Source organism: Pseudomonas sp. RC2C2 (assembly GCF_018390435.1).
GTDB lineage: Bacteria > Pseudomonadota > Gammaproteobacteria > Pseudomonadales > Pseudomonadaceae > Aquipseudomonas > Aquipseudomonas donghuensis.
Window position 1 is genome coordinate 1,131,509 of sequence record NZ_JAHBAX010000001.1, and the last position, 22,758, is coordinate 1,154,266.

20 protein-coding genes are annotated in these 22,758 nt (G+C 63.5%); 8 read left to right on the plus strand and 12 right to left on the minus strand.

Going from position 1 to position 22,758, the window contains the following annotated elements:
* The first annotated feature begins 257 nt into the window (after window positions 1-257).
* Window positions 258-1,463, plus strand: coding sequence for an OprD family porin (locus KHO53_RS05180; RefSeq protein ID WP_374045285.1), 1,206 nt, complete (start codon window positions 258-260; stop codon window positions 1,461-1,463).
* A gap of 110 nt (window positions 1,464-1,573) precedes the next feature.
* Here the strand turns inward: KHO53_RS05180 and KHO53_RS05185 are convergent, their stop codons facing one another.
* On the minus strand, window positions 1,574-2,479 hold the full coding sequence (locus KHO53_RS05185; protein WP_213570062.1) for a TauD/TfdA dioxygenase family protein: 906 nt from the start codon (window positions 2,477-2,479) through the stop codon (window positions 1,574-1,576).
* 182 nt (window positions 2,480-2,661) lie between these two features.
* Between KHO53_RS05185 and KHO53_RS05190 the strand changes: the two genes are divergently transcribed.
* On the plus strand, window positions 2,662-3,588 hold the full coding sequence (locus KHO53_RS05190; RefSeq protein WP_010220900.1) for a LysR family transcriptional regulator: 927 nt from the start codon (window positions 2,662-2,664) through the stop codon (window positions 3,586-3,588).
* Here KHO53_RS05190 and KHO53_RS05195 read toward each other — a convergent pair.
* A complete protein-coding gene (locus KHO53_RS05195) occupies window positions 3,545-4,588 on the minus strand; it encodes an ABC transporter substrate-binding protein (RefSeq protein WP_213570063.1) in 1,044 nt (347 codons plus the stop codon). The two genes, KHO53_RS05190 and KHO53_RS05195, sit on opposite strands and share 44 nt — an antisense overlap.
* Window positions 4,589-4,865: 277 nt before the next feature.
* Here KHO53_RS05195 and KHO53_RS05200 point away from each other — a divergent pair, with 277 nt between their 5' ends.
* The 3 genes from KHO53_RS05200 to KHO53_RS05210 are packed head-to-tail and all read left to right on the plus strand — an operon-like array spanning window position 4,866 to window position 8,893.
* Window positions 4,866-6,461 (plus strand): ABC transporter permease, encoded by a 1,596-nt coding sequence (locus tag KHO53_RS05200; RefSeq protein WP_010220898.1) that lies wholly within the window; start codon window positions 4,866-4,868, stop codon window positions 6,459-6,461.
* A complete protein-coding gene (locus tag KHO53_RS05205) occupies window positions 6,458-7,282 on the plus strand; it encodes an ABC transporter ATP-binding protein (RefSeq protein WP_213570064.1) in 825 nt (274 codons plus the stop codon). Before KHO53_RS05200 ends, KHO53_RS05205 begins: the two co-directional genes overlap by 4 nt.
* A 9-nt stretch (window positions 7,283-7,291) precedes the next feature.
* Window positions 7,292-8,893, plus strand: coding sequence for an arylsulfatase (locus tag KHO53_RS05210; protein ID WP_036996731.1), 1,602 nt, complete (start codon window positions 7,292-7,294; stop codon window positions 8,891-8,893).
* Here KHO53_RS05210 and KHO53_RS05215 read toward each other — a convergent pair.
* On the minus strand, window positions 8,865-9,554 hold the full coding sequence (locus KHO53_RS05215) for a Crp/Fnr family transcriptional regulator (RefSeq protein WP_036996732.1): 690 nt from the start codon (window positions 9,552-9,554) through the stop codon (window positions 8,865-8,867). The two genes, KHO53_RS05210 and KHO53_RS05215, sit on opposite strands and share 29 nt — an antisense overlap.
* 88 nt (window positions 9,555-9,642) lie before the next feature.
* On the opposite strand from KHO53_RS05215, the gene KHO53_RS05220 reads away from it, so the two are divergent.
* A complete protein-coding gene (locus KHO53_RS05220) occupies window positions 9,643-10,167 on the plus strand; it encodes an Mpo1 family 2-hydroxy fatty acid dioxygenase (protein WP_036996733.1) in 525 nt (174 codons plus the stop codon).
* Between the two features lie 80 nt (window positions 10,168-10,247).
* On the opposite strand, the gene pcaC is transcribed toward KHO53_RS05220, so the two are convergent.
* From pcaC to pcaR, 8 genes are all read right to left on the minus strand, one after another.
* Window positions 10,248-10,640 (minus strand): 4-carboxymuconolactone decarboxylase, encoded by a 393-nt coding sequence (gene pcaC / locus KHO53_RS05225; protein ID WP_010220888.1) that lies wholly within the window; start codon window positions 10,638-10,640, stop codon window positions 10,248-10,250.
* Window positions 10,641-10,642: 2 nt separating this feature from the next.
* Window positions 10,643-11,440, minus strand: coding sequence for a 3-oxoadipate enol-lactonase (gene pcaD / locus KHO53_RS05230; protein ID WP_010220885.1), 798 nt, complete (start codon window positions 11,438-11,440; stop codon window positions 10,643-10,645).
* Between the two features lie 11 nt (window positions 11,441-11,451).
* Window positions 11,452-12,831 (minus strand): 3-carboxy-cis,cis-muconate cycloisomerase, encoded by a 1,380-nt coding sequence (locus tag KHO53_RS05235; RefSeq protein ID WP_010220883.1) that lies wholly within the window; start codon window positions 12,829-12,831, stop codon window positions 11,452-11,454.
* Between the two features lie 119 nt (window positions 12,832-12,950).
* Entirely contained in the window at window positions 12,951-14,156 is a 1,206-nt protein-coding gene (gene pcaF, locus KHO53_RS05240; protein ID WP_174242337.1) for a 3-oxoadipyl-CoA thiolase, read from the minus strand.
* Window positions 14,153-14,932 carry a CoA-transferase subunit beta gene (locus KHO53_RS05245; RefSeq protein WP_213570065.1) on the minus strand — a complete coding sequence of 260 codons (780 nt, stop codon included), beginning with the start codon at window positions 14,930-14,932 and terminating at the stop codon, window positions 14,153-14,155. Before KHO53_RS05245 ends, pcaF begins: the two co-directional genes overlap by 4 nt.
* Window positions 14,929-15,789 carry a CoA transferase subunit A gene (locus tag KHO53_RS05250; RefSeq protein ID WP_010220877.1) on the minus strand — a complete coding sequence of 287 codons (861 nt, stop codon included), beginning with the start codon at window positions 15,787-15,789 and terminating at the stop codon, window positions 14,929-14,931. Before KHO53_RS05250 ends, KHO53_RS05245 begins: the two co-directional genes overlap by 4 nt.
* 170 nt (window positions 15,790-15,959) lie before the next feature.
* Window positions 15,960-17,306 carry a 4-hydroxybenzoate transporter PcaK gene (gene pcaK, locus KHO53_RS05255; protein ID WP_010220875.1) on the minus strand — a complete coding sequence of 449 codons (1,347 nt, stop codon included), beginning with the start codon at window positions 17,304-17,306 and terminating at the stop codon, window positions 15,960-15,962.
* A 277-nt stretch (window positions 17,307-17,583) separates the two neighbouring features.
* On the minus strand, window positions 17,584-18,459 hold the full coding sequence (pcaR, locus tag KHO53_RS05260; RefSeq protein ID WP_213570066.1) for a pca regulon transcriptional regulator PcaR: 876 nt from the start codon (window positions 18,457-18,459) through the stop codon (window positions 17,584-17,586).
* A gap of 599 nt (window positions 18,460-19,058) precedes the next feature.
* Here pcaR and KHO53_RS05265 point away from each other — a divergent pair.
* Window positions 19,059-19,259 (plus strand): hypothetical protein, encoded by a 201-nt coding sequence (locus tag KHO53_RS05265; RefSeq protein WP_010220873.1) that lies wholly within the window; start codon window positions 19,059-19,061, stop codon window positions 19,257-19,259.
* 341 nt (window positions 19,260-19,600) lie between these two features.
* Window positions 19,601-21,073 carry an inorganic phosphate transporter gene (locus KHO53_RS05270; RefSeq protein ID WP_010220872.1) on the plus strand — a complete coding sequence of 491 codons (1,473 nt, stop codon included), beginning with the start codon at window positions 19,601-19,603 and terminating at the stop codon, window positions 21,071-21,073.
* A 54-nt stretch (window positions 21,074-21,127) separates the two neighbouring features.
* Here the strand turns inward: KHO53_RS05270 and KHO53_RS05275 are convergent, their stop codons facing one another.
* A complete protein-coding gene (locus KHO53_RS05275; RefSeq protein WP_213570067.1) occupies window positions 21,128-22,606 on the minus strand; it encodes a helicase HerA-like domain-containing protein in 1,479 nt (492 codons plus the stop codon).
* Window positions 22,607-22,758 lie beyond the last annotated feature (152 nt).

Genomic DNA, 22,758 nt, shown 5'->3' on the forward strand with positions numbered 1-22,758 from the left:
GCGGGCTTGCCCCACGATGATGAATTAACCAACCAGTTACCGTTCGATTATCGCCCAATTCCGCCTGCAACGAATTGATTCACCCCCGCCCGCCGCCGCACCATCGCTTCGCAGCTTTTCCAAAGCGTACCCCCAAAAGATCGTAGCCCGGCCTGTGACCTCCAACCGTCGCAGCGGATGGCTTCGGCTTACATAAAAACAAGAGACATCAAACGATGACCACACCCGCACGACACCTGCTTCCCGGCTTGCTGGCCATGACTTGCACCCTGCCCGCCCTGGCGGCCGAAGGCGGCTTTGTCGAGGACGCCAAGGCCAGCCTCAACCTGCGCAACTTCTACATCAACCGCAACTTCGTCGACCCGGCCAACCCCCAGGGCAAGGCCGAGGAATGGACCCAGAGTTTCATCCTCGACGCCCGCTCCGGCTTTACCCAAGGCCTGGTCGGCTTCGGTGTCGATGTGTTGGGCCTGTACTCGGTCAAGCTCGATGGCGGCAAGGGCACGAAGGGTACGCATTTGTTGCCGGTACACGATGACGGGCGCCCAGCCGATGACTTCGGGCGCCTGGGCGTAGCGCTGAAAGCGAAGATCGCCAACACCGAACTGAAAGTTGGCGAATGGATGCCGGTGCTGCCGATCCTGCGCTCGGACGACGGCCGCTCGCTGCCGCAGACCTTCCGCGGCGGGCAGATCACCTCACAGGAGATCGCCGGCTTGACCCTGTATGCCGGGCAGTTTCGCGGTAACAGCCCACGCAATGACGCGAGCATGGAAGACATGTCGATGAACGGCCGGGCGGCCTTCACCTCCGACCGCTTCAACTTTGCCGGTGGCGAATACAGCTTCAACGACAAGCGCACGATGATCGGTTTGTGGAATGCCGAGCTCAAAGACATCTACAACCAACAGTACATCAACCTGGTGCACAGCCAGCCTGTGGGCGACTGGACCCTGGGCGCCAACCTCGGCTACTTCATCGGCAAGGAAGACGGCGCCGAACGCGCCGGCAAGCTGGACAACCGCACCGCCTCGGCGCTGCTCTCGGCCAAATACGGCGCCAACACCTTCTACCTCGGCCTGCAGAAAGTCAGCGGCGACGATGCCTGGATGCGGGTCAACGGCACCAGTGGCGGCACCCTGGCCAACGACAGCTACAACTCAAGCTTCGACAACGCCCAGGAACGCTCCTGGCAGTTGCGGCACGACTACAACTTCGCCGGCCTCGGCGTGCCCGGGCTGACCTTGATGAACCGCTACATCAGCGGCGACAACGTGCACACCGGCGCCATTACCGATGGCAAGGAATGGGCGCGGGAATCGGAGCTGGCCTATGTGATCCAGTCCGGGACGTTGAAGAGCCTGTCGGTCAAATGGCGTAACTCGACCATGCGCCGGGACTACAGCACCAATACCTTTGATGAGAACCGGCTGATCATCAGTTACCCGATCAGTATTCTCTGAAACCTCTGCCTTGGGGCTGCTACGCAGCCCATCGCCGGCAACGCCGGCTCCCACAATGTCCGCTGTGCACAACACCTGGACTGTAGGAGCGGGCTTGCCCCACGATTACTTCAAGCCCCGCGTGTGGTGCGGCTCCGCTGCCCGGCCACCCCCACCGGTACATCGCCCTGCAAGGTCACCCGGCGCACCACGCGGCCCTGGGTGCCGTAGTCATCGACCGCATAGTGCTGGGTCGCGTGGTTGTCCCAGATCGCCACGTCACCGGCCTGCCAGCGCCAGCGCACGGTGTTCTCCAGGCGCGTGACATGGCTTTGCAGCAGGTTGAACAGGTGCGCCGAGTCGCTCTGCGAGTAGCCCTTGATGCGTTTGACGAAATGCCCGAGCAAAAGGTTCTTCTCACCGCTGACCGGGTGCACACGCACTACCGGATGCTCGGTTTCGTACACCGTCGATGTGAAGATCTTCCGGTAGTTTTCCAGTTGTTCCAGGCTCACATCGGGCTTGGCTGCGGCGTAGTCGTACTCGTTGCTGTGCACCGCCCAGAGCTGGTCAGCCAGGGCCCGCAGTTCTGCAGAGAGGTCCTGATAAGCCGTGGCGGTATTGGCCCACACCGTGTCGCCACCCGATGCGGGCGCCACCACCGAGCGCAGGATCGACGCCTTGGGGTAGGCATCGACGAAGGTCACGTCGGTGTGCCAGGAATTGGCCCGGCGCCCTTCGCCGCCATCGAGTTCGAGCAGGTAACGCGTGCCTTCGCGCACTGGCACGGTCGGGTGGGCGATCGGCTCACCGAGCAGGTGGGCGAAGGCTTCCTGGCCCTGGTCATCGAGGTGGGTCTGGGCGCGGAAGAACACCACCTTGTGTTGCACCAGGGCGGCCTGGATGGCTTCGATCACGGCGGGCTCAAGGTCGGCGCTCAACTGGACCCCGCGAATTTCGGCACCGATGCGACCGGCCACCGGGTGGATGTCCAGCGCGTGGGTGACAGGTGCTACGACGCGTGCGGCATTGCTCATGGTTTGCCCCTCATCTGGCTAGGTTGCGCGAAGTGCCGATGAAAGCTCTGCTCTATTGATATGCAAATAAGCTCTAACAAATAAACAGATGCTTCATTGACGGAATAAGAGCTTGCATTTAAAACCTGAGCCTGCACGGCGGCAAATACCTTCGCCGTATTTTTGGAATGCCGGGAAAGCATATGGATCTTCGCCAACTGCGTTACTTCATCGCCCTCACTGAACACCGCAGTTTTGTCCGCGCCGCCGATGCCATGGGCATCACCCAGCCGGCTTTCAGCCGCAGCATCCAGGGCCTGGAACAGGAGTTCGGCTGCGTGCTGATCGATCGCGCCAACAAGGACCTGCGCCCCACGCCCGAAGGCCAGGTGGTGCTGCAGCACGCCCTGCGCCTGGTGCAAGGCGCAGCACAGCTGAACAGCGAAGTGCAGCAGATGACCAAGCTCGATGCCGGCGAGCTGCGCTTCGGCTGCGGCCCGGCGCCTGCGGTGCACCTGGTGCCGCAGGCGGTGGCACGCTTTCTCGGCGCCCACCCCAAGGTGCGCACCTGCTTCGACGTGGATAACTGGGAAAAACTCAGCCGCGCGCTGAGTCGAGAAGAGATCGAGTTCTTCGTCGCCGACATCCGTCATTTCGAGGCCGACCCGAACTTCCAGACCCAGCCGCTGAGCCCGCGCCGCGGCCTGTTCTTCTGCCGTCCGGGGCACCCGCTGCTGGCCAAGGACAGCCTGTCGACCAACGACATGTTCGACTACCCGCTGGCCACCACCCTGATCCCGCCGGGGGTGCGCAAGCTGCTGGCCAACCTCAGCGGCAAGACCGACTTCGCCCCGCAGGTGCAGACCGAGCACCTGCCGACCCTGGTGAAGATCGTGCTGGGCACCGACGCCATTGGTATCGGCACCGAAGAAGCCTTTGCCGAGGACATCGAACAGGGCCGCCTGATACGCCTGCACTGGCGCAACCTGCCGGCCAACCTCGACAGCCTCAATGCCCGCTGCGGTATCGTCAGCCGCAGCGGTTATCGCCTTTCGCCCGCCGCCCGGGCAATGATCGAAACCCTGATCAGCCTCGATCGGCAGCCAGAGGTGCAGGTGCTGGCCGGATAGCCTGGGGCGCCAGCCACTGCTCGACGTTGAACGGTTTGCGAATCAACCGCTGCTCGGCGGCCAAGTCCACCGACGCCTGCAATTTGGCCAGGAAGTCGGCATCCAGGGTCGAAGGGAAGATCTTGCTCAATTGCTCGTGCTGCAGGTCCTGCTGAAGGATCGCTGGCGGGTAACTGGCCAGCCCCGAGACCAGCTGGATGTACGCCTCCTTGTTGTCGTCCCGGGTCAGCCAGTGCACGGCCTTTTCCTGGGTAGCGAGGAGTTTTTCCACCAGTTCCGGATGCTCGTCGACAAAGCGCCCGGAGCCCACCAGCACGGCCTGCACATTGCCGGCGCCGCCCAAGTCACGGGTACTCAAGGGCAACTCGGCCAGGCCGCGTTGCTTGAGGGCGCTGATGCCGGTCGAGCCCCAGATGGCGTCGATCTGCCTGGCAGCCAGGGCGGCGATCGCCGCGTTGAAATCCAGGTTGATGACTTTCAGGTCCTTCTCGCTCAGGCCCTGGCTGGCCAGGGCGGCGTCGAACGACAGCTGGGTGGCGGTGCCGCGAAACACCGCCACGCGTTTGCCCTTGAGGTCTTGCAGGGTCTTGATGTTGCTGCCCGGCGCCACCCCCAGGTAGTGCTTGATGCCGCGACCGGTGGCGGCCAGCAGACGGGTGTCGAGGCCATTGGCCTTGCCGATGATCGCCGCCAGGTCGCCGAGGTAGGCAAAGTCGACCTGACCGTTGGCGAATGCCTCGTTGATCACCGGGCCCGCGCCCTTGAAGTAGTTCCACTGGATGCTGATGCCATCGGCGGCGAAGGCTTTTTCCAGCAATTGCTGGTCGCGCAGTACGTCGGTCACACCGCCGCCGGAATGCTGGGTGCCGGCGCTCAGGTCGGGCACGGCGATGCGGATTTCCCTGACCTCGCCAGCCTGGGCCGGCGGCAGCCAGCCGACCACCGCGGCCAGGGCGGGAACGGCAAACAGATTGAACACACGGTTGATCGACAGGTTCATGGCACGCGACTCCTTGTAATGGTGCGGCCACGCTACCGACAACCCAGACCAGTAAATAAATACTAATAAATTACATTTTAATAACTTATAGGCATAAAAGCCGTTCTACGGGCGTTCCAGCGCGCCATGCATCAGGCACAAGAAAAATATGCTTCGAATGCATTGGCTGCGCGTTGTGACAGCAGCTTTAAATGCAGGTTCTTATCACATAATTGTATTTATTTTTTACTACTAATTCCTTTTAAGAATAAACAAATTCCAACGTGCGGAGGTTTCCATGGCCCGAGCTTCACTTTCCAGCCTGCCACTGGCCAGCCCGCCAGGCCGCATGCGACTGTTCGACGGCCTGCCCCTGCGTCGCCTGCAGGCCTGGTATCTGCCCCTGTTGCTGGCCGCATGGTGGTGGCTGGCCAGCCGCAACCTGTGGATGAGCGAACAGATACTGCCAGCGCCGAGCCTGGTCTGGCAGAGCGCTGTGGAGCTGGCCCGGGGCGAACTGTGGACGCACCTGGCGATCAGCCTGCAACGCCTGGCCCTGGGCCTGTTGCTGGGAGTTGCCAGTGGCGCCCTGCTCGGTGCCTGGCTGGGTTTCAGCCGTCGCGCCGAACGCCTGGTACTGCCAACCTTCAATGCCCTGGCGCAGATCCCGACCCTGGCCTGGGTGCCGCTGTTCATGGTGCTGTTCGGCATCGGCGAGGTGCTCAAGCTGGTGGTGCTGGTCAAGGCGATCATCGTGCCGGTAACCCTGCATACCCTGGTGGGCGTGCGCGATGCCCAGCCACGGCTGCGCGAAGCGACCACGGTGTTGCGCCTGCCGCCGCGCCTGCTGATCAGCAAACTGATTGTGCCGGCGGCGCTGCCGGCCTTTCTCGCCGGCGTGCGCCTGGCCCTGGCCACCGGCTGGACATCGTTGCTGGCGGTGGAACTGCTGGCCTCCAGTGAAGGCATCGGTTACCTGATGGTCTGGGCCCGGCAGTTGTTCATGCTCGACATCGTGTTTGTCTGCATCCTGGTCATTGGCCTGCTGGGTTTTGTCATGGACCGTGGCCTGAGCTGGCTCGAGCGGCGTCTGGTGCACTGGCCGCACCCGTCCAGCGCCGAACTGCGGGTGTCGCGCTTGCACGGTGGCCAGCGCCTGCAGGCCTTGCTGCTGCCCTTGGCACTGCTGGCGCTGTGGCAGTTGGCCAACCAGTTGAACTGGGTCGACACACAGATTCTGGTCGCCCCGCTGCAGGTCCTGGAGACTACCGGCAACGGCCTGCTCGACGGCTCGCTCAGCGGCGCCCTGGCGATCAGTGTCGGTCGGGCCTTGGGCGGCCTGCTGCTCGGTGGCAGCCTGGGTTTTGCCCTGGGCCTGTGGCTTGGGCTGTCGACGCCCGCCGAACGCCTGTTCGGGCCGAGCCTGGCCGGCTTACGGCAGATCGCGATCTTCGCCTGGGTACCGCTGCTGACCGCCTGGTTCGGTCTCGGTGAGCTGGCCAAGTGGGTATTCGTTGGCCTGGCGGCGTTCTTCCCGTTGTTCATCGCCACCCAACGGGCCGTGGCCAACCGCTCGCCACAACTGGAAGAAGCCGCCCGCGTGCTGCACCTCAACCTGGCCCAGCGCCTGCGCCGGCTGGTACTACCGGGAGCGGCGCCGGGGATTTTCGCCGGCCTGCGCATCGGCCTGATCTACGCCTGGCTGGGCACCATCGGCGCCGAGTACTTCATGCCCTCGGGCGGCGGTATCGGCAGCCTGATGATCGGCGCCCAGCAGTTGCTGCGCATGGACATCATCATGGCCGGGATGCTCCTGGTCGGCCTTACCGGCGCACTCCTGGGTGCCCTCGGACAACACCTCGAATTGCGCGCCACGCGCTGGAGACGAGCATGAACGCCATCGCCCCTGCCCTGGTCAGTTTCAATCAGGTCGGCAAACACTTCGCCGTGGCCGGCGGTGAGCTGGAAGCCATCCGCGACTTCAACCTGCAAATCGCCGACGGTGAGTTCGTCGCCATCGTCGGCGCCAGTGGCTGCGGTAAATCCACCCTGCTGCGCCTGCTGATCGGCCTGGACAACGACTACCAGGGGCAGATCCTGATCAACGGCCAGCCGCTCAATGGCATCGGCAGCGAACGCGGCATCGTCTTTCAGGAGCACCGTCTGTTCCCCTGGCTGAGCGTGGCGCAAAACATCGCCCTGGGCCTGGTCAACGCGCCGCTGAACAGCGAGCAGCGCCAGCAACGCATCGACCAGTACATCGCCCTGGTGGGCCTGCAAGACTTCAGCCAGGCCTACCCGCACCAGCTCTCCGGCGGCATGGCCCAGCGTGTGGCGATTGCCCGTGGCCTGGTGGCCAGCCCGCGTATCTTGTTGCTCGATGAACCCTTCGGCGCCCTCGACGCGCTGACCCGCCAGCAGATGCAGGACGAGCTACTGGCGATTCGCGAGCGGGCACGCATTACCACCCTGCTGGTGACTCACGATGTCGAAGAAGCGCTGTTTCTCGCCGACCGCGTGGTGGTCCTGGAGCCGCGCCCCGGGCGGATCAAGCGCATCGTCGACATCGACCTGGCGCACCCGCGCCAACGCGGCAGTTACGCCTTCCACCGTCTGCGCGAAGACCTGCTGCACGAACTGACCGCCGACGAACGCTATCTGCCGCCGGCGCTGGAACAGATCCGCGACCTGCCTTTGACCTACCTTGCCTACTGAGAACCGACCATGAGCCAACGCCCCAACTTTCTGGTCATCGTTGCCGACGACCTGGGCTTCTCCGACCTCGGCGCCTTCGGCGGTGAAATCGCCACGCCGAACCTCGACAAGCTGGCCACTGCCGGCCTGCGCCTGACCGATTTTCATACCGCGCCGACCTGCTCGCCGACCCGCTCGATGCTGTTGACCGGTACCGACCACCATATCGCCGGCATCGGCACCATGGCCGAAGCGCTGACCCCGGAGCTGATCGGCAAGCCGGGCTACGAAGGCTACCTCAACGACCGCGTGGTGGCCTTGCCAGAGCTGTTGCGCGATGCCGGTTACCAGACCCTGATGAGCGGCAAATGGCACCTGGGCCTGACCGCCGAGCTGGCGCCCCAGGCCCGCGGCTTTGAACGCTCCTTCGCCCTGCTGCCCGGCGCGGCCAACCACTATGGCTTTGAACCGACCTACGACGATCAGACCCCAGGCCTGCTCAAATCGACGCCAGCACTGTACATCGAAGACCAGGCCTTTATCGAAGAGCTGCCCAAGGATTTCTATTCCTCCGATGCCTTCGGCGACAAGCTGCTGCAGTACCTCAAGGAGCGCGACCAGAGCCGGCCATTCTTCGCCTACCTGCCCTTCTCGGCGCCGCACTGGCCGTTGCAGGCGCCCGCCGAGGTGGTGGCGCGCTACCAGGGCCGCTACGACGCCGGCCCCGAAGTGCTGCGCCAGGAGCGCCTGGAGAAACTGCGCCAGCTGGGCCTGATCGGCGCCGATACCCAGGCCCATCCGGTGGACAACCACTGGCACAGTCTCAGCGATGAACAACGCCAGCGTTCGGCGCGGGCGATGGAGGTGTACGCGGCGATGGTCGAGCGCATGGACTGGAACATTGGCCGGGTGCTGGACTATCTGCGCAACCAGGGCCTGCTCGACAACACCCTGGTGCTGTTCATGTCCGATAACGGCGCCGAAGGCGCGCTGCTCGAAGCCTTTCCCAAGTTCGGCCCGCAACTGGCCAGCTACCTCGACCAGCACTACGACAACAGCCTGGAGAACATCGGCCGGGCCAATTCCTACGTCTGGTACGGCCCGCACTGGGCGCAGGCGGCCACCGCACCGTCGCGGCTGTACAAGGCCTTCACCAGCGAGGGCGGGATTCGCGTGCCGGCGCTGGTGCATTACCCGGCGCTGGCGCGCCAGGGCCAGATCAGCCATCAGTTCAGCACGGTGATGGATATCACCCCGACCCTGCTTGATCTTGCCGGCGTGCGCCACCCCGGCAAGCGTTGGCGCGGCCGTGACGTGGCGCCGCTGCGCGGCAAGTCCTGGCTGGGCTACCTGTCGGGCGAGACCGAGCAGGTGCACGACGAAAACACCGTCACCGGCTGGGAACTGTTCGGCCGCCGGGCGATTCGCCAGGGCCACTGGAAAGCTGTTTACATCCCCGGCCCGGTCGGCCCGGCCACCTGGCAGCTCTACGACCTGGCCAGCGACCCGGGGGAAATCAACGACCTGGCCCAGGCACAACCGGCAAAATTGCAGGCGCTGCTGGGCGAATGGCAAAAGTACGTCGAGCAGACCGGGGTCATCCTCAGTCAGTCACCGTTCCAGCCGGACTAGCCAGCACCTGCAGGCGTGCGAGGTCGAGGATTTCGATCTCGCCATAGCCCAGGCGCAAGGCGCCCTCCTGCTGCAGCGATTTGAGGATCTGGTTGGTGGTCTGGCGCGACAGCGAGAGCATCAGCGCCAACTGCTCCTGGGACAGTTGCAGCACGCGCCGGCTGCCCCGCAACTCGCCATAACCGGCGGCGATCTGCAGCAGCCGATGGGCCACCCTTGGCGCGGCGGCCAACAGGCTCTGCTGCTCGAGGGCGACAAACACCACGCGCAGTTTATGGCTCATCAGCAAGGCCACATCGCGCCAGTGCCGTGGCTGTTGTTCGAGCAGGTTGAGTAACGGCGCCTGGGGTATCCATAACAGCCGGGTCGGCCCTAGCGCCTGGGCGTCGTGGGTACGCGGCTGGCCGTCGAACAGGCTGATCTCGCCGAACCAGTGCGGCGCTTCGATCAGGGTCAACAGCGCCTCTTTGCCATCGGTAGCCACCGCCCCCACGCGCATCGCCCCGTCGAGCAGCGCATACAGCCCGCACGGCGCATCACCGCGCTGGAACAGGTATTGCCCGGCCGCCAGCTCGCGCTGCCGGGCCAGCGCCAACAGGCTATCCTGAAAGCGGGGAGGCAATGCCTGGAACCAATGACCTTGCAGCAGGGTTTCGCGCATAGCGCCTCGCAGGTGAACTCTGTCGGCTAGGCGACAGACAGGCGGAAATCTGTAGGACATGCTCAAGCCACCTACAGGAGGAACAACAATGAAAAACCTGGTCGAACACCTGAGTCAATACGCCGCCTACCACCGCGACCCGCGCAACATCGTCACCCACTTTATCGGTATTCCGCTGATTGTCGTGGCGGTGACCGTTTTGCTGTCACGACCGGGGGTCGACCTGGGTGGCGTCTGGGTGTCGCCGGCGTTGCTGGTAGCGCTGGTTAGCAGCGGGTTCTACCTGCGCCTGGATCAACGCCTGGGCCTGCTGATGGCGGTATTGCTCGGTTTGTGCCTGTGGGCCGGGCAGGCGTTGGCGATGCACAGCACCCTGCTGTGGCTGGGTGCGGGGCTGGCGCTGTTCGTGACCGGCTGGGTGATCCAGTTTGTCGGCCACCACTATGAAGGGCGCAAGCCGGCGTTTGTCGATGACCTGATGGGCCTGGTCATCGGGCCGTTGTTCGTGGTGGCGGAACTGGGGTTCTTGCTGGGCATGCGCCTGGAGCTGAAAAAAGCCATTGAAGACACTGTCGGACCGGTGGCAATTCGGCAGAAGAAGGCGGCGGTCTGATTGGGGCTGCTTTGCAGCCCATCGCTGGCAAGCCAGCTCCCACAGGTATGGCTGGCTTGTCAGCGATGAAGCCCTGAAGGTCAGCCCCTGGACTCAACCCCCAACTCATCCCACACCGACTCGGCCAGGTGGAAGGTCGCATTGGCCGCCGGGATGCCGCAGTAGATCGCGCTCTGCATCAGCACTTCCTTGATCTCTTCACGGGTCACGCCATTGTTGGCCGCCGCGCGCAGGTGCAGTTTCAGCTCCTCGTTGCGGTTCATGCCGATCAGCATGGCGATGGTGATCAGGCTGCGGGTATGCCGGGGCAGGCCCGGGCGGGTCCAGATATCACCCCAGGCGTGGCGGGTGATCATTTCCTGGAACTCGCTATTGAACTCGCTCAGGTTGTTCAGGCTGCGGTCGACATGGGCGTCGCCAAGCACCGCGCGGCGCACCTGCATGCCGGCCTCATAACGTTGTTTCTCGTCCACGGTCATTCCTCACGGGCCAGCAGAAAATCGATCACCCGGCGGCTGAACGGCGCACCGACTTCAACGTTGGACAGGTGTGCGGCATGGAACTCGGCGTATTCGGCGCCCGCCACGTTCTCCTGGATGAAGCGCCCGCCCGACGGCGGCGTGACCGCATCGTGAGTGCCGGAAATCACCAGCAGCGGCACCTTGATCTCGCCCAACTGATCACGGAAATCAGCATCGCGCACTGCCCCGCAGTTAGCCGCATAACCCTCAGGCGAAGTGGCGGCGAGCATATCGGTAATCCGCTTGGCCTGCTCGGGGTTGCCCGCGGCATAACCCGGGGTGAACCAGCGCTCGATCGACGCATCACGCAGGCCAACCATCGCCGCTTGTTGATCACGCAGGACCATCTCGATGCGCGGGTTCCAGGTTTCCAGCGTGCCGATCTTGGCCGCAGTGTTGCAGACGATCAGGCGCTTGAGCCGGTGACCGGCATTGATCCCCAGCCACTGGCCGATCAGCCCGCCCATGGACAGGCCGCAGAAATGCGCCTGTTCAATGTGCAAGGCATCGAGCAGGGCCAGCACATCCTGCCCCAGTTGCTCGATGCTGTACGGCCCCTGGGTGACCAGCGAGCCGCCATGGCCGCGGGTGTCATAGCGCAGCACGCGAAAATGCGCGGTCAGGGCCGGTACCTGGGTGTCCCACATGTGCAGGTCGGTGCCCAGGGAGTTGGACAGCACCAGCACCGGCAGGTGTTCCGGGCCTTCAAATTGATAGTTGAGTACGCCATCGGCGAGTTGTACCTGTGCCACTGCAGCCTCCTTCAGGCATTGATGCGGTGATGTTCAGCCAGCGCTCGCTCGACCCAGGCTCGGGCCTGGCCAAGGTAGTGGGCTGGATCGAGCAGACGATCGAGTTCGTCGGGCGAAAGTTCAGCGCTGACCTGCGGCTCGTCGCCAAGCACGGCGCGCAGCTGGCGCTGTTCGGCTACGGCACGCTGGCAGCAGGTTTCCAGCAAATGGTGGGCGCGGTCACGGCCCAGGCGTTGGGCCAGCACCACACTGACAGCTTCGGCCAGGACCAGCCCTTGGGTCAGGTCGAGGTTGCGACGCATGCGCTCGGCGTCCACTTCCAGGCCGTCGGCGATGATCTGTGCCTGGCGCAATGCACCGGACACCAGGCAGCAGATCTCCGGCAGGGTTTCCCATTCGGCATGCCACAGGCCGAGGCTGCGCTCGTGCTCCTGGGGCATGGCGGCAAACAGCGTGGCGAGCAGGCCCGGCACGCGGGTGGCAGCACCGATCAACACGGCGGCGCCGACCGGGTTGCGCTTGTGCGGCATGGTCGAAGAACCACCTTTGCCTGGCGCCGACGGCTCGAACACCTCGGCTGCCTCGGTCTGCATCAGCAGGCTGACATCGCGGCCCAGTTTGCCAAGGCTGCCGGCAATCATGCCCAGCACCGAAGCGAACTCCACCAGGCGATCGCGCTGGGTGTGCCAGGGCTGCTCGGGCAGCGTCAGCTTCAGCTCTGCGGCCAAGGCTTGAGCCACCGGCAGCGCCTTGTCGCCCAGCGCCGCCAGGGTACCGGAGGCGCCGCCAAACTGCAGGGTCAGCACGCGTGGCTTGAGCTCCTGCAGGCGCTCGCGGTGGCGGCTCAACGCGCCTAGCCAGCCTGCGATCTTCATGCCCAAGGTGACCGGCGTGGCATGTTGCAGCCAGGTGCGACCGGCCAAGGGCGTCTCAGCGTAGGTCAGGGCTTGGCGAGCCAGGGCATCGGCCAGGCGCGCCAGATCCGTTTCGATCAACGCCAGTGCCGCCCTCAGTTGCAGTACCAGGCCGGTGTCCATGGCATCCTGGCTGGTGGCGCCCAGGTGCACATAACGCTCGGCCTCCGGCACGCCACTGGCAATCACCTTGCCCAGCGCCTTGACCAGCGGAATGGCCGAGTTGCCGGCCACGGCAATGGCTTCGGCCAGCGCGGCAAAGTCGTAGCGCTCGGCATGGCAGGCGGTTTCGATCGCTGCCACGGCCACCTGAGGGATGACCCCGGTGGCCGCTTCGGCACGGGCCAGGGCCGCTTCGAAATCGAGCATGCCCTGCACCCGGCCACGGTCGCAGAAGATCTCGCGCATGGCTGGCGCGGTGAAATAGGCATCGAACAGCTGATTGCCCGGTCGTTGCTTCAAATAGGCTGAAGTCATGGCTACTTTCTCTTGGAACTACAGAGAGTCTAGATACACCCAGTAACATCCACGATCCACAGAACAATCACCCCAGGCCGCCAACCTTGCGTGGAGGTCGGCGGCTCGGGGTCATTGTTTTACACCCGCTCGATGGCCAGGGCCAGGCCCTGGCCGACGCCGACACACATGGTCGCCAGGCCTTTGCGCCCGCCGGATTTCTCCAGTTGGTGCAAGGCGGTGAGGATCAAACGCGCGCCGCTCATGCCCAGCGGATGACCGAGGGCAATGGCACCACCGTTGGGGTTGACCTGCGGTGCATCGTCGGCCAGGCCGAGTTCGCGCAACACGGCCAGGCCCTGGCTGGCAAAGGCTTCGTTGAGTTCGATGACATCGAAATCGGCCACCGCCACGCCCAGGCGCTCGGTCAGCTTGCGCACCGCCGGTACCGGGCCGATGCCCATGACCCGTGGCGCAACGCCGGCACTGGCCATGCCCAGCACCCGCGCCCGCGGGGTCAGGCCATGCTTTTTCACGGCCTCGGCCGAGGCCAGGAGCAGCGCTGCAGCGCCGTCGTTGACCCCTGAGGCGTTGCCGGCGGTGACGGTCTTGTCCGGGCCGTTGACCGGCTTGAGCCGGGCCAGGGCTTCAAGGGTGGTGTCGGCGCGCGGGTGCTCGTCGTGCTCGACCACGGTCTCGCCCTTTTTATGGGCGATGCGCACCGGCACGATCTCCTCGGCGAAGAAGCCCGCAGCCTGGGCCGCGGCGGTACGCTGCTGGCTGCGCAGGGCGAAGGCGTCCTGATCGGCACGTGATACCTGGTAGTCATCGGCGACGTTGTCGGCGGTCTGCGGCATCGCATCAACCCCGTACTGAGCCTTCATCAGCGGGTTGATGAAGCGCCAGCCGATGGTGGTGTCCTCCAGCTTCATGGTGCGCGAATAGGCATTGTCAGCCTTACCCATGACGAACGGCGCACGGGACATCGACTCGACGCCACCGGCAATCGCCAGCTCCATTTCACCGCTGGCGATGGCGCGAAAGGCCGTGCCCACCGCGTCCATGCCCGAGGCGCAGAGGCGGTTGAGGGTCACCCCGGGCACGCTTTCTGGCAAACCCGCCAGCAGCAGCGCCATGCGCGCGACGTTGCGGTTGTCTTCACCGGCCTGGTTGGCGCAACCGAGGAACACTTCATCGAGCTGCGCCCACTGCACCTGCGGGTTGCGTTCGATCAGCGCCTTGAGCGGCACCGCCGCCAGGTCATCGGCGCGCACGCCGGCCAGGGCGCCGCCAAAGCGGCCAATCGGGGTGCGAATGGCGTCGCAGATAAATACGTCACGCATCAGGCTTCTCCTGGCGCTTGGCCGTGGGCGCTGGCGGTGCGCGCTTCGAGGTCACGCAGGGCGTTGAGCTCGACTGCGCTCGGCTCGGCGGTAAACTGCACGTCGTCGGCAAAGCGGATGGCCCAGCCGGTGGCGGCAACGATCTGTTCACGGGTCACGCCCGGGTGGATCGAGGTGACGACGAACTCATGGGTGCCGGCTTCGGGCTCCATGATGCACAGGTCGGTGATGATCCCGACCGGCCCTTCACCCGGCAGGCCCAGGCGCTTGCGCGAATCGCCGCCTTCGCCATGGCCGACCGAAGTGATGAAGTCGAGCTTGTCGACAAATGCGCGGTTCGATTGCTTGAGGATGATCAGCACCTGCTTGGCGGAACCGGCGATCTCCGGCGCGCCACCGGCACCGGGCAGGCGCACTTTTGGCTGGTGGTAGTCACCGACCACGGTGGTGTTGATGTTGCCGAAACGGTCGACCTGGGCAGCGCCGAGGAAGCCCACGTCGATGCGCCCGCCCTGCAGCCAGTAGCGAAAGATCTCACCGGTCGGCACCACGGTGTCGGCGGTTTCGGCCAGCTCGCCGTCACCGATCGACAGCGGCAGCACGCTCGGCTTGGCACCGATCGGGCCGGATTCGTAGATCAGCACCACGTCGGGCGACGAGGTCAGGCGCGCCAGGTTGGCGGCCTTGGACGGCAGGCCGATGCCGACGAAACATACCGCGCCATTGCGCAGGCGACGGGCTGCGGCAACGGTCATCATTTCATTGGTGGAGTAGCTCATTGTGCAACCTCCGCAGCGCTGGCCAGTTTTGCCTTGAATTCAGTGAAGTCGGCGGTGCCGCGAATGTACTGGTCGATCCAGGCCGTGAAGCTTTCGCGGTTGCGGGCAATCGGGTCCCAAGCCTGGTAGAAGCGGTTGTCACGCTCGTAGTAACCATGGGCATAGGATGGATGCGCGCCCCCCGGCACCAGGCATACCGCAGACAGCGCCCAGGTCGGCAGCACACAGGCGTTCATCGGTGCCTGGAGGTCATCGACGATCTCTTCGACGGTGACGATGCAGCGCTTGGCCGCCAATGCCGCTTCCTTCTGCACGCCAAGGATGCCCCAGAGCAGCACATTGCCCTTACGGTCGGCCTTTTGCGCGTGGATCACGGTGACGTCCGGGCGCACCGAAGGCACGGCGGCGAGCACTTCGCCGGTGAACGGGCAAGTGACGCTCTTGATCAGCGGGTTGACCTTCGGCAGGTCGGAACCGGCGTAGGCACGCAGCACCGCGAACGGCAGGCCGGAGGCGCCGGCAACGTAGGCGTTGGCCAGGTCCGCGTGGCTGTGCTCTTCGATTTCCATCGCCTGCGGCCACTGCTTTTCAACAGCGTCGCGCAGGCGATGGAGGGAGCCGACACCCGGGTTGCCGCCCCAGGAGAAGATCAGCTTGCGGGCGCAACCGGCACCGATCAGCTGATCGTAGATCAGGTCAGGTGTCATGCGTACCAGAGTCAGATCTTTCTTGCCCTGACGAATGATTTCATGCCCAGCGGCAGTCGGAATCAAGTGGGTGAAGCCTTCGAGGGCGACGCTGTCACCGTCGTTGACGAACTGCTTCACGGCGTCGTGGAGCGAGAGGATTTCAGCCATTGCAGACTCCTGGATATGCTGAGTCGGGGTCGGTTTCAAGACGCCTTGGGCGGCGCCGGGTGTGGGTTCAGATTAAGGTGGGCCTGGGGGCGGTTCAATCCGATAATCGACTAATCGTTCGATTATCGAACCGATTGTTATCTTGCTAAGAACCCTGGTGGGAGCCGATATCAGGTGGCATCGGCATGGCTGACCATGCCCTTGATGATCACCGCCGTGGTGGCCAGCGCGGCCGGGATCACCAGTGCAGTCAGCACCTGCTCGAAGTTCCAGCCCAGGCCCAGCAGCGTCGCGCCCATCCACGCCCCAAGGATCGCCCCGAAGCGGCCGATACCGAGCATCCACGACACACCGGTGGCGCGCCCCTGAGTGGGGTAGAAACGCGCTGCCAGCGACGGCATCGCCGATTGCGCACCGTTGACGCACATACCGGCAACCAGCACCAGGGTCGCCAGTACGGTGATGTTGCCCAGGCTTTGCCCTACCGCGTAGGCAAACACCCCGGCCAGCAGATAGAACGTGCCGATAACTTTGTGCGGGTTGTAGCGGTCCATGGCCCAGCCCACGCCCACGGCACTGAGCACACCACCAAACTGGAACAGCGCACCGATAAAGGCGGCCTGCTCCATGCTCGCGCCACTGTCACGCATCAGCGTTGGCAGCCAGCTGGTCAGCAGGTAGACAATCACCAGGCCCATGAAATAGGTCAGCCACAGCAGCAGGGTGCCGGTGCTGTAGGTACCGGAGAAGATCACCGCAAACACGTTGCGGGCTTTTACCGTCTTCTGCTCCGGCACACTGAAGCTCGACGCCTGGCCGACGATGGCCGGCTCGATCGGGGAGAGAGTCTTGCGCACCTTGTCGGTGCCCCGGTTGCGGACCACCAGGTAGCGCGCCGACTCCGGCAGCCAGAACACCAGCACGACGGCCAGCACCAACGGCAACAGGCCGCCGATCAGCAGCAGGCTGTGCCAGCCAAACGCCGGAATCAGCTTGGCGGAAATGAAACCGCCACCGGCCATGCCCAGGTTGAAGCCACAGAACATGCTGGTTACCAGCAGTGACTTGTGCCGCTCCGGGGTGTACTCGGACAGCAGGGTCGTGGCATTGGGCATGCCCGCCCCCAGGCCCAACCCGGTCAGAAAGCGCAGCACCAGCAACTGGTCAACGTTGCTGCTGTAGGCCGAAGCCAGGCTGAAGGCGCCAAACAGCACCACCGCCCCCACCAGTACCACCTTGCGCCCGAAGCGGTCGGCCAGCGGCCCGGAACCCAGCGCCCCGAAGACCATGCCGATCAGCGCGGCACTCATCACCGGCCCCAGGCTGGCCCGGTCGATGCCCCAATCCTGGGACAGGGCCGGGGCGATAAAACCCATGGCGGCGGTGTCGAGGCCGTCGAGGAAGACAATCAGGAAGCACAGGATCACCACCCGCCACTGGTAGCGTGACAACGGTTGGCTATTGATAAAGGACTGCACATCAAGGCAGTTTCCGACAGCAGCTTGAGGACTATTCATTATTTTTATCCAGAAGAAGCGCGCGAGTGTGCGGGTGCGCGCATGAACGGCACAGGCGAACAGGAACAGGTTCGGAAAACTGGATCAGCTGCCGCGCAGTCCAGCGTAGGACAGGTGCAAGCCGTGCGGGGACAGGAAGTCGGTCATGGGGCGTTTGCCTCTCACTCATTATTATGGGCGGTCAAGGCAGGCTGACCGCTGCGAGGGACATTAATAAGCAGGCGGGCGCGGCGCAATTCGATAAACGCATCTCTGTGCGTTTATCGAACAGGAACGTTCAGGCGAACAGTTGCGCGCTGAGGTCGCGGCTGGCGGCGAGCATGATCGGCAGAAAGCGCTGCTCAAGCTCGGTGCGACTGACCCGCCCGGCATGGGTGCTGACGTTGAGCGCCGCCAGCACCTGGCCAGAGGCGTCATAGACCGGCACGGCGATCGAGCGCAAGCCTTGCTCGAGCTCCTGATCGACCACGCACCAGCCTTGCTGGCGAACCAGTTGCAGGCATTCGAGCAGGGCCACCGGATAGTGAATGGTGCGGCTGGTCTTGGCCTGCAGGTCGGCATGCTCCAGGTATTCGTGCAAGGTCGCGTCGTCCAGCGCCGCCAGCAGGATGCGACCCATGGAGGTGCAATAGGCCGGCAGCCGTCCGCCAACCGACAGGTCGACCGAAATCAAGCGCTGCACGGTGGCGGAACGGGCGATGTAGAGAATGTCGTCGCCTTCCAGGGTGGCCATGTTGCAGGCCTCATGCAACTGATCGCTCATGCGGTCCAGATACGGCTGTGCCGACACCGCCAGGGGTGTCGACGACAGATAGGCATGGCCAAGGGTCAGCACCTTGGGCAGCAACGAATAAGTGCGCCCGTCGGTAGTGGCGTAGCCCAGCTTGATCAAGGTATGCAGGCAACGGCGCACCGCTGCCCGGGGAATTTCCGTGCGATGGCTGATCTGCGCGATGGTCAGGTGGCGCTTGCGCTCCTGGAAGGCCTGCACCACTGCCAGGCCCCGGGCCAGTGAGGTCATGAAGTCGGGGTCGCCGGTGAAGGCCTGGATACGCTTGGCCGGCGAGGCGACGATGGGCGGCGCCAGGGACGCAAACGAGCTACGCACGTTGTCGTTCAATCCTGGCCCTTTGGGCGTGGTTTCTTCTGTCATGGCTAGCCTCGGCAACACGGTCACTAGGGCGATTATCGAACCATCGACCGATAATCGCAATTGACCGCTACCCTCAATTGCTTATACCTTTCTACCGCCACCATGTGGCTTCTTGGAGAGACTGGTCAGGTACCCACCGTAGAAGTCCCAGGCACGGCCTTGCCCACGAAGCGAGGCCGTTTTTCTTCCCTCCGTACAATGCGGGGCTTTGTAGCCGGCGAACTTTTTCTTTACCCTCGGCTCGAATTTAATACTCGGACGTCTGACTACATTCATAACGTGGTAACAAAGCGGGTGCTCTTATCAACCCTAGCGCGTGCTACTGTCAGACAAACTGCTTGCTATAATAAAACTTCGTATCCCTGCCCTCGGGCAGGGATAGTGCGGATCCAATCCGCGTCTGCCCAGGTAGACACAACTGGATTGTTGCAAGTGCCACTCACGTGAATAGCCGTTGTTCACATTCGCTTGCATCATCACAACCTACTGTTGCTGCGACAGTTATGCCGCTCTGGCAGCGTAGCCGTGTGCATGTTGCGCCCCGCGCACTATTTGCCCACGTAATCGCCAGGGTTTATATCCACACTACAGGTAGTACTGTGACCAAAGATGAACTGCGCGCGGAACTAGAGCGCCAGGAACAACGTTACAAGGACGTCTATGGCGGTGAAGTGACCACTTATGCCGCGCAACCCGACCCGGAACGCAAACCCTGGCGAAAACGCGCAAGCGTGCTTGACCAGGCCTTTGCTCAGGAGCTGGAAAAAATCGAGAAAGAACTCAAGGACCAGGCGCCCTGAGCCGCAGTTACAGGCGACTGGAACATGCCGCTCAACGGCGTGCCGAGGCGCTTTTACCTGACCGTAATGCAACGGATTTTTGCGCTTGCATGCGCATGCCGTAACGGAATTTCACAAATTTCATACGGTCGTTTGATTTCTTTCTGACAGAACAGAACGTTCTCAAATATCTAATTTTTCTCGATTTTTTCGAATTTTAGCCGACGTTAAGCGAAGCATCGCCGACTCAACGGGTCAGGCACGGGGGTAGAAAAGTCGTCGAGCGGTCAGCAGCAGGGGCATCGATTACCGGGGATTTCTGGCATAATCGCGCCCCCTTATGACCGGGTCAGAATTCCTTCATGATCGATTTATTCAGCGGACTTGATGCCTGGGTACTGGTGAGCTTGCTGCTCGCTCTGACCTTCGTACTCGCCTTCGAGTTCATCAATGGCTTTCATGACACCGCTAACGCGGTAGCTACAGTCATCTATACCAAAGCCATGCCGCCGCACCTGGCCGTGTTCTTCTCCGGCGTGTTCAACTTCCTCGGCGTTCTATTGGGCGGTGTCGGCGTGGCATATGCCATCGTTCACCTGCTGCCGGTCGAACTGCTGATCAACGTGAACACCGGCCACGGCCTGGCGATGGTCTTCTCTCTATTGGCCGCCGCCATCACCTGGAACCTGGGCACCTGGTACTTCGGGATCCCGGCGTCCAGCTCGCACACGCTGATCGGCTCGATCCTCGGCGTGGGCCTGGCCAACGCCCTGCTCAACGACATTCCGTTGGGTGACGGGGTCAACTGGCAGAAGGCAATCGACATCGCCATGTCCCTGGTACTGTCGCCCATGGCCGGCTTTGCTGTGGCGGCCCTGGTGCTGATCGGCCTTAAATGGTGGCGCCCGCTGTCGAAGATGCACAAGACCCCGGAACAGCGCCGCAAGCTTGACGACAAGAAGCACCCACCGTTCTGGAACCGCCTGGTGCTGGTCATTTCGGCCATGGGCGTCAGCTTCGTGCACGGCTCCAACGACGGCCAGAAGGGTATCGGCCTGATCATGCTGGTGCTGATCGGTATCGTCCCGGCCCAGTTCGTTCTCGACCTGAACAGCACCACCTACCAGATCGAGCGGACCCGCGACGCCACCCTGCACCTGAGCCAGTTCTACCAGCGCAACGAAGCGACCCTGGGTGAATTCCTGGCCCTGGGCAAAGCCAAAGATGGCGACCTGCCGGAGCAGTTCAGCTGCAACCCGCAGCAGACCGAGCCGACCATCAAGGCCCTGCAGCAATCGCTCAACGGCGTAGCCGACTACCACTCGCTGTCGGCGGAAAAACGCGTCGAAGTCCGTCGCTACCTGCTCTGCCTGGACGACACCGCGAAGAAGGTCGGCAAGTTGCCGGGCCTGCAAGCGCGCGAGAAGGCCGACCTGGAAAAACTGCGTAAAGACCTGACCGCCACCACCGAATATGCCCCGTTCTGGGTCATCCTCGCGGTCGCCCTGGCCCTGGGCCTGGGTACCATGGTCGGCTGGAAGCGCGTGGTGCTGACCATCGGCGAGAAGATCGGCAAGCAGGGCATGACCTACGCCCAAGGCATGTCGGCACAGATCACCGCAGCCTGCGCCATCGGCATGGCCAACATCTTCAGCCTGCCGGTTTCGACCACCCACGTGTTGTCGTCGGGTGTAGCCGGGACCATGGTGGCGAACAAGAGCGGCCTGCAAAGCGGCACCGTCAAGACCATCCTGCTGGCCTGGGTCCTGACCCTGCCAGCCTCGATGGGCCTGGCGGCTGGATTGTTCTGGCTGGCGACCAAAGCCATCGGCTAAGACACCCGCACAAAAAAAGGCGCCCCAAGGGCGCCTTTTTTATACCTGGCAGAATCAGCGGCGCTTGCTGCTACCAAGCAACGAGCCCATCAGGCCACGCACCAGTTGGCGCCCGAACTGGTTGGCCGCCTGGCGGACCGCCGACTTGATCGCCTGCCCCGCCGCGCTCTGGAGGAACTCACCGGCCTTGTCGGCAAAGCTCTCCTCAGCCGCTGCCGGCGCTTGTTCAGGCTCGGCCGCGCCGCCTTTACGGGCGTTGAGCATTTCATAGGCCGACTCACGGTCCACCGGTTTGTCATAGCGCCCGGCCAGTGGCGACGCGGCAATCAGCGCCGCCCGCTCAGCAGCGCTCAGCGGCCCGATACGCGACTGCGGCGGCGCGATCAGCACACGCTGGACCATGCCCGGGGTGCCCTTTTCCTGCAGGGTTCCGACCAACGCCTCACCGATACCCAGCTCGGTCAGCACACTCAGGGTGTCGAACTGCGGGTTAGGACGGAAGCCATCGGCCACGGCCTTGAGGGACTTTTGCTCCTTGGCAGTGAACGCTCGCAGGCCATGCTGGACCCGCAGGCCCAACTGCGCCAGGACATCATCGGGCAGATCGCTCGGCGACTGGGTGACGAAGTACACCCCTACGCCCTTGGAACGAATCAGCCGCACCACCTGTTCCAGTCGGTCCTGCAGGGCCTTGGGCGTACCATTGAACAGCAGGTGCGCTTCATCGAAAAACAACGCCAGCAACGGTTTGTCGGCATCGCCGCGCTCGGGCAATTGCTCGAACAGCTCGGCCAGCAGCCAGAGCAGGAAGGTCGCATAGACCTTGGGCGCCTCATGCACCAGGCGGCTGGCATCGAGCAGGTGAATACGCCCGCGGCCATCGGCATCCGGTTGCAGGATGTCTTCCAGCTGCAAGGCGGGCTCGCCGAACAACGCCTCGGCGCCCTGCTGCTCCAGGGTTGCCAGGCGCCGCAACAGGGCCTGGCTGGAACCTGTGGTCATCAGCGCACTGTCTTCACCGAGTAGCTGCGGGTTGTCCTTCAAATGTGCCAGCAGCGCCTTGAGGTCCTTGATGTCCAGCAGCAACAGGCCGTCGCGGTCGGCAACCTTGAACGCGGCATACAGCGCCGCCTGCTGACTGTCGGTCAGTTCCAGCAGGTTGCCCAGGAGCAACGGGCCCATTTCACTGAGGGTGGTACGCAATGGATGACCGGACTGACCGTGAATGTCCCACAAGCTGACCGGATACGCCTGAGGCCGGTGCCCCAGCCAGGGCATGCCGGCAATGCGCTCGGCCACCTTGCCTTGCGGGTTGCCTACTGCGCCCAGGCCGCACAAGTCGCCTTTGACGTCGGCGGCAAACACCGCTACGCCCGCGTCACTGAAGGCTTCAGCCATATGTTGCAGGGTCACGGTCTTGCCGGTACCGGTGGCCCCGGCCACCAGACCGTGGCGGTTGGCCAGGCGCATGGCCTGGGCCACCGGCTGTCCGACAAGGTCGGCGCCGAGCACGAATTGCGAAGAGTCAGGCATGTTTTTTCACCCTCTGTTTAAAGCTTTGGCTGGAAACGGCCGATATTAAATGGCGACAGACCACCAGAAGACAGGAATAGCCCGACAAGGAATTGGGACCTGCACTGCTTTCACGCTGTTCTTTGTGCGAACGACCCGGACAACAAGACCTT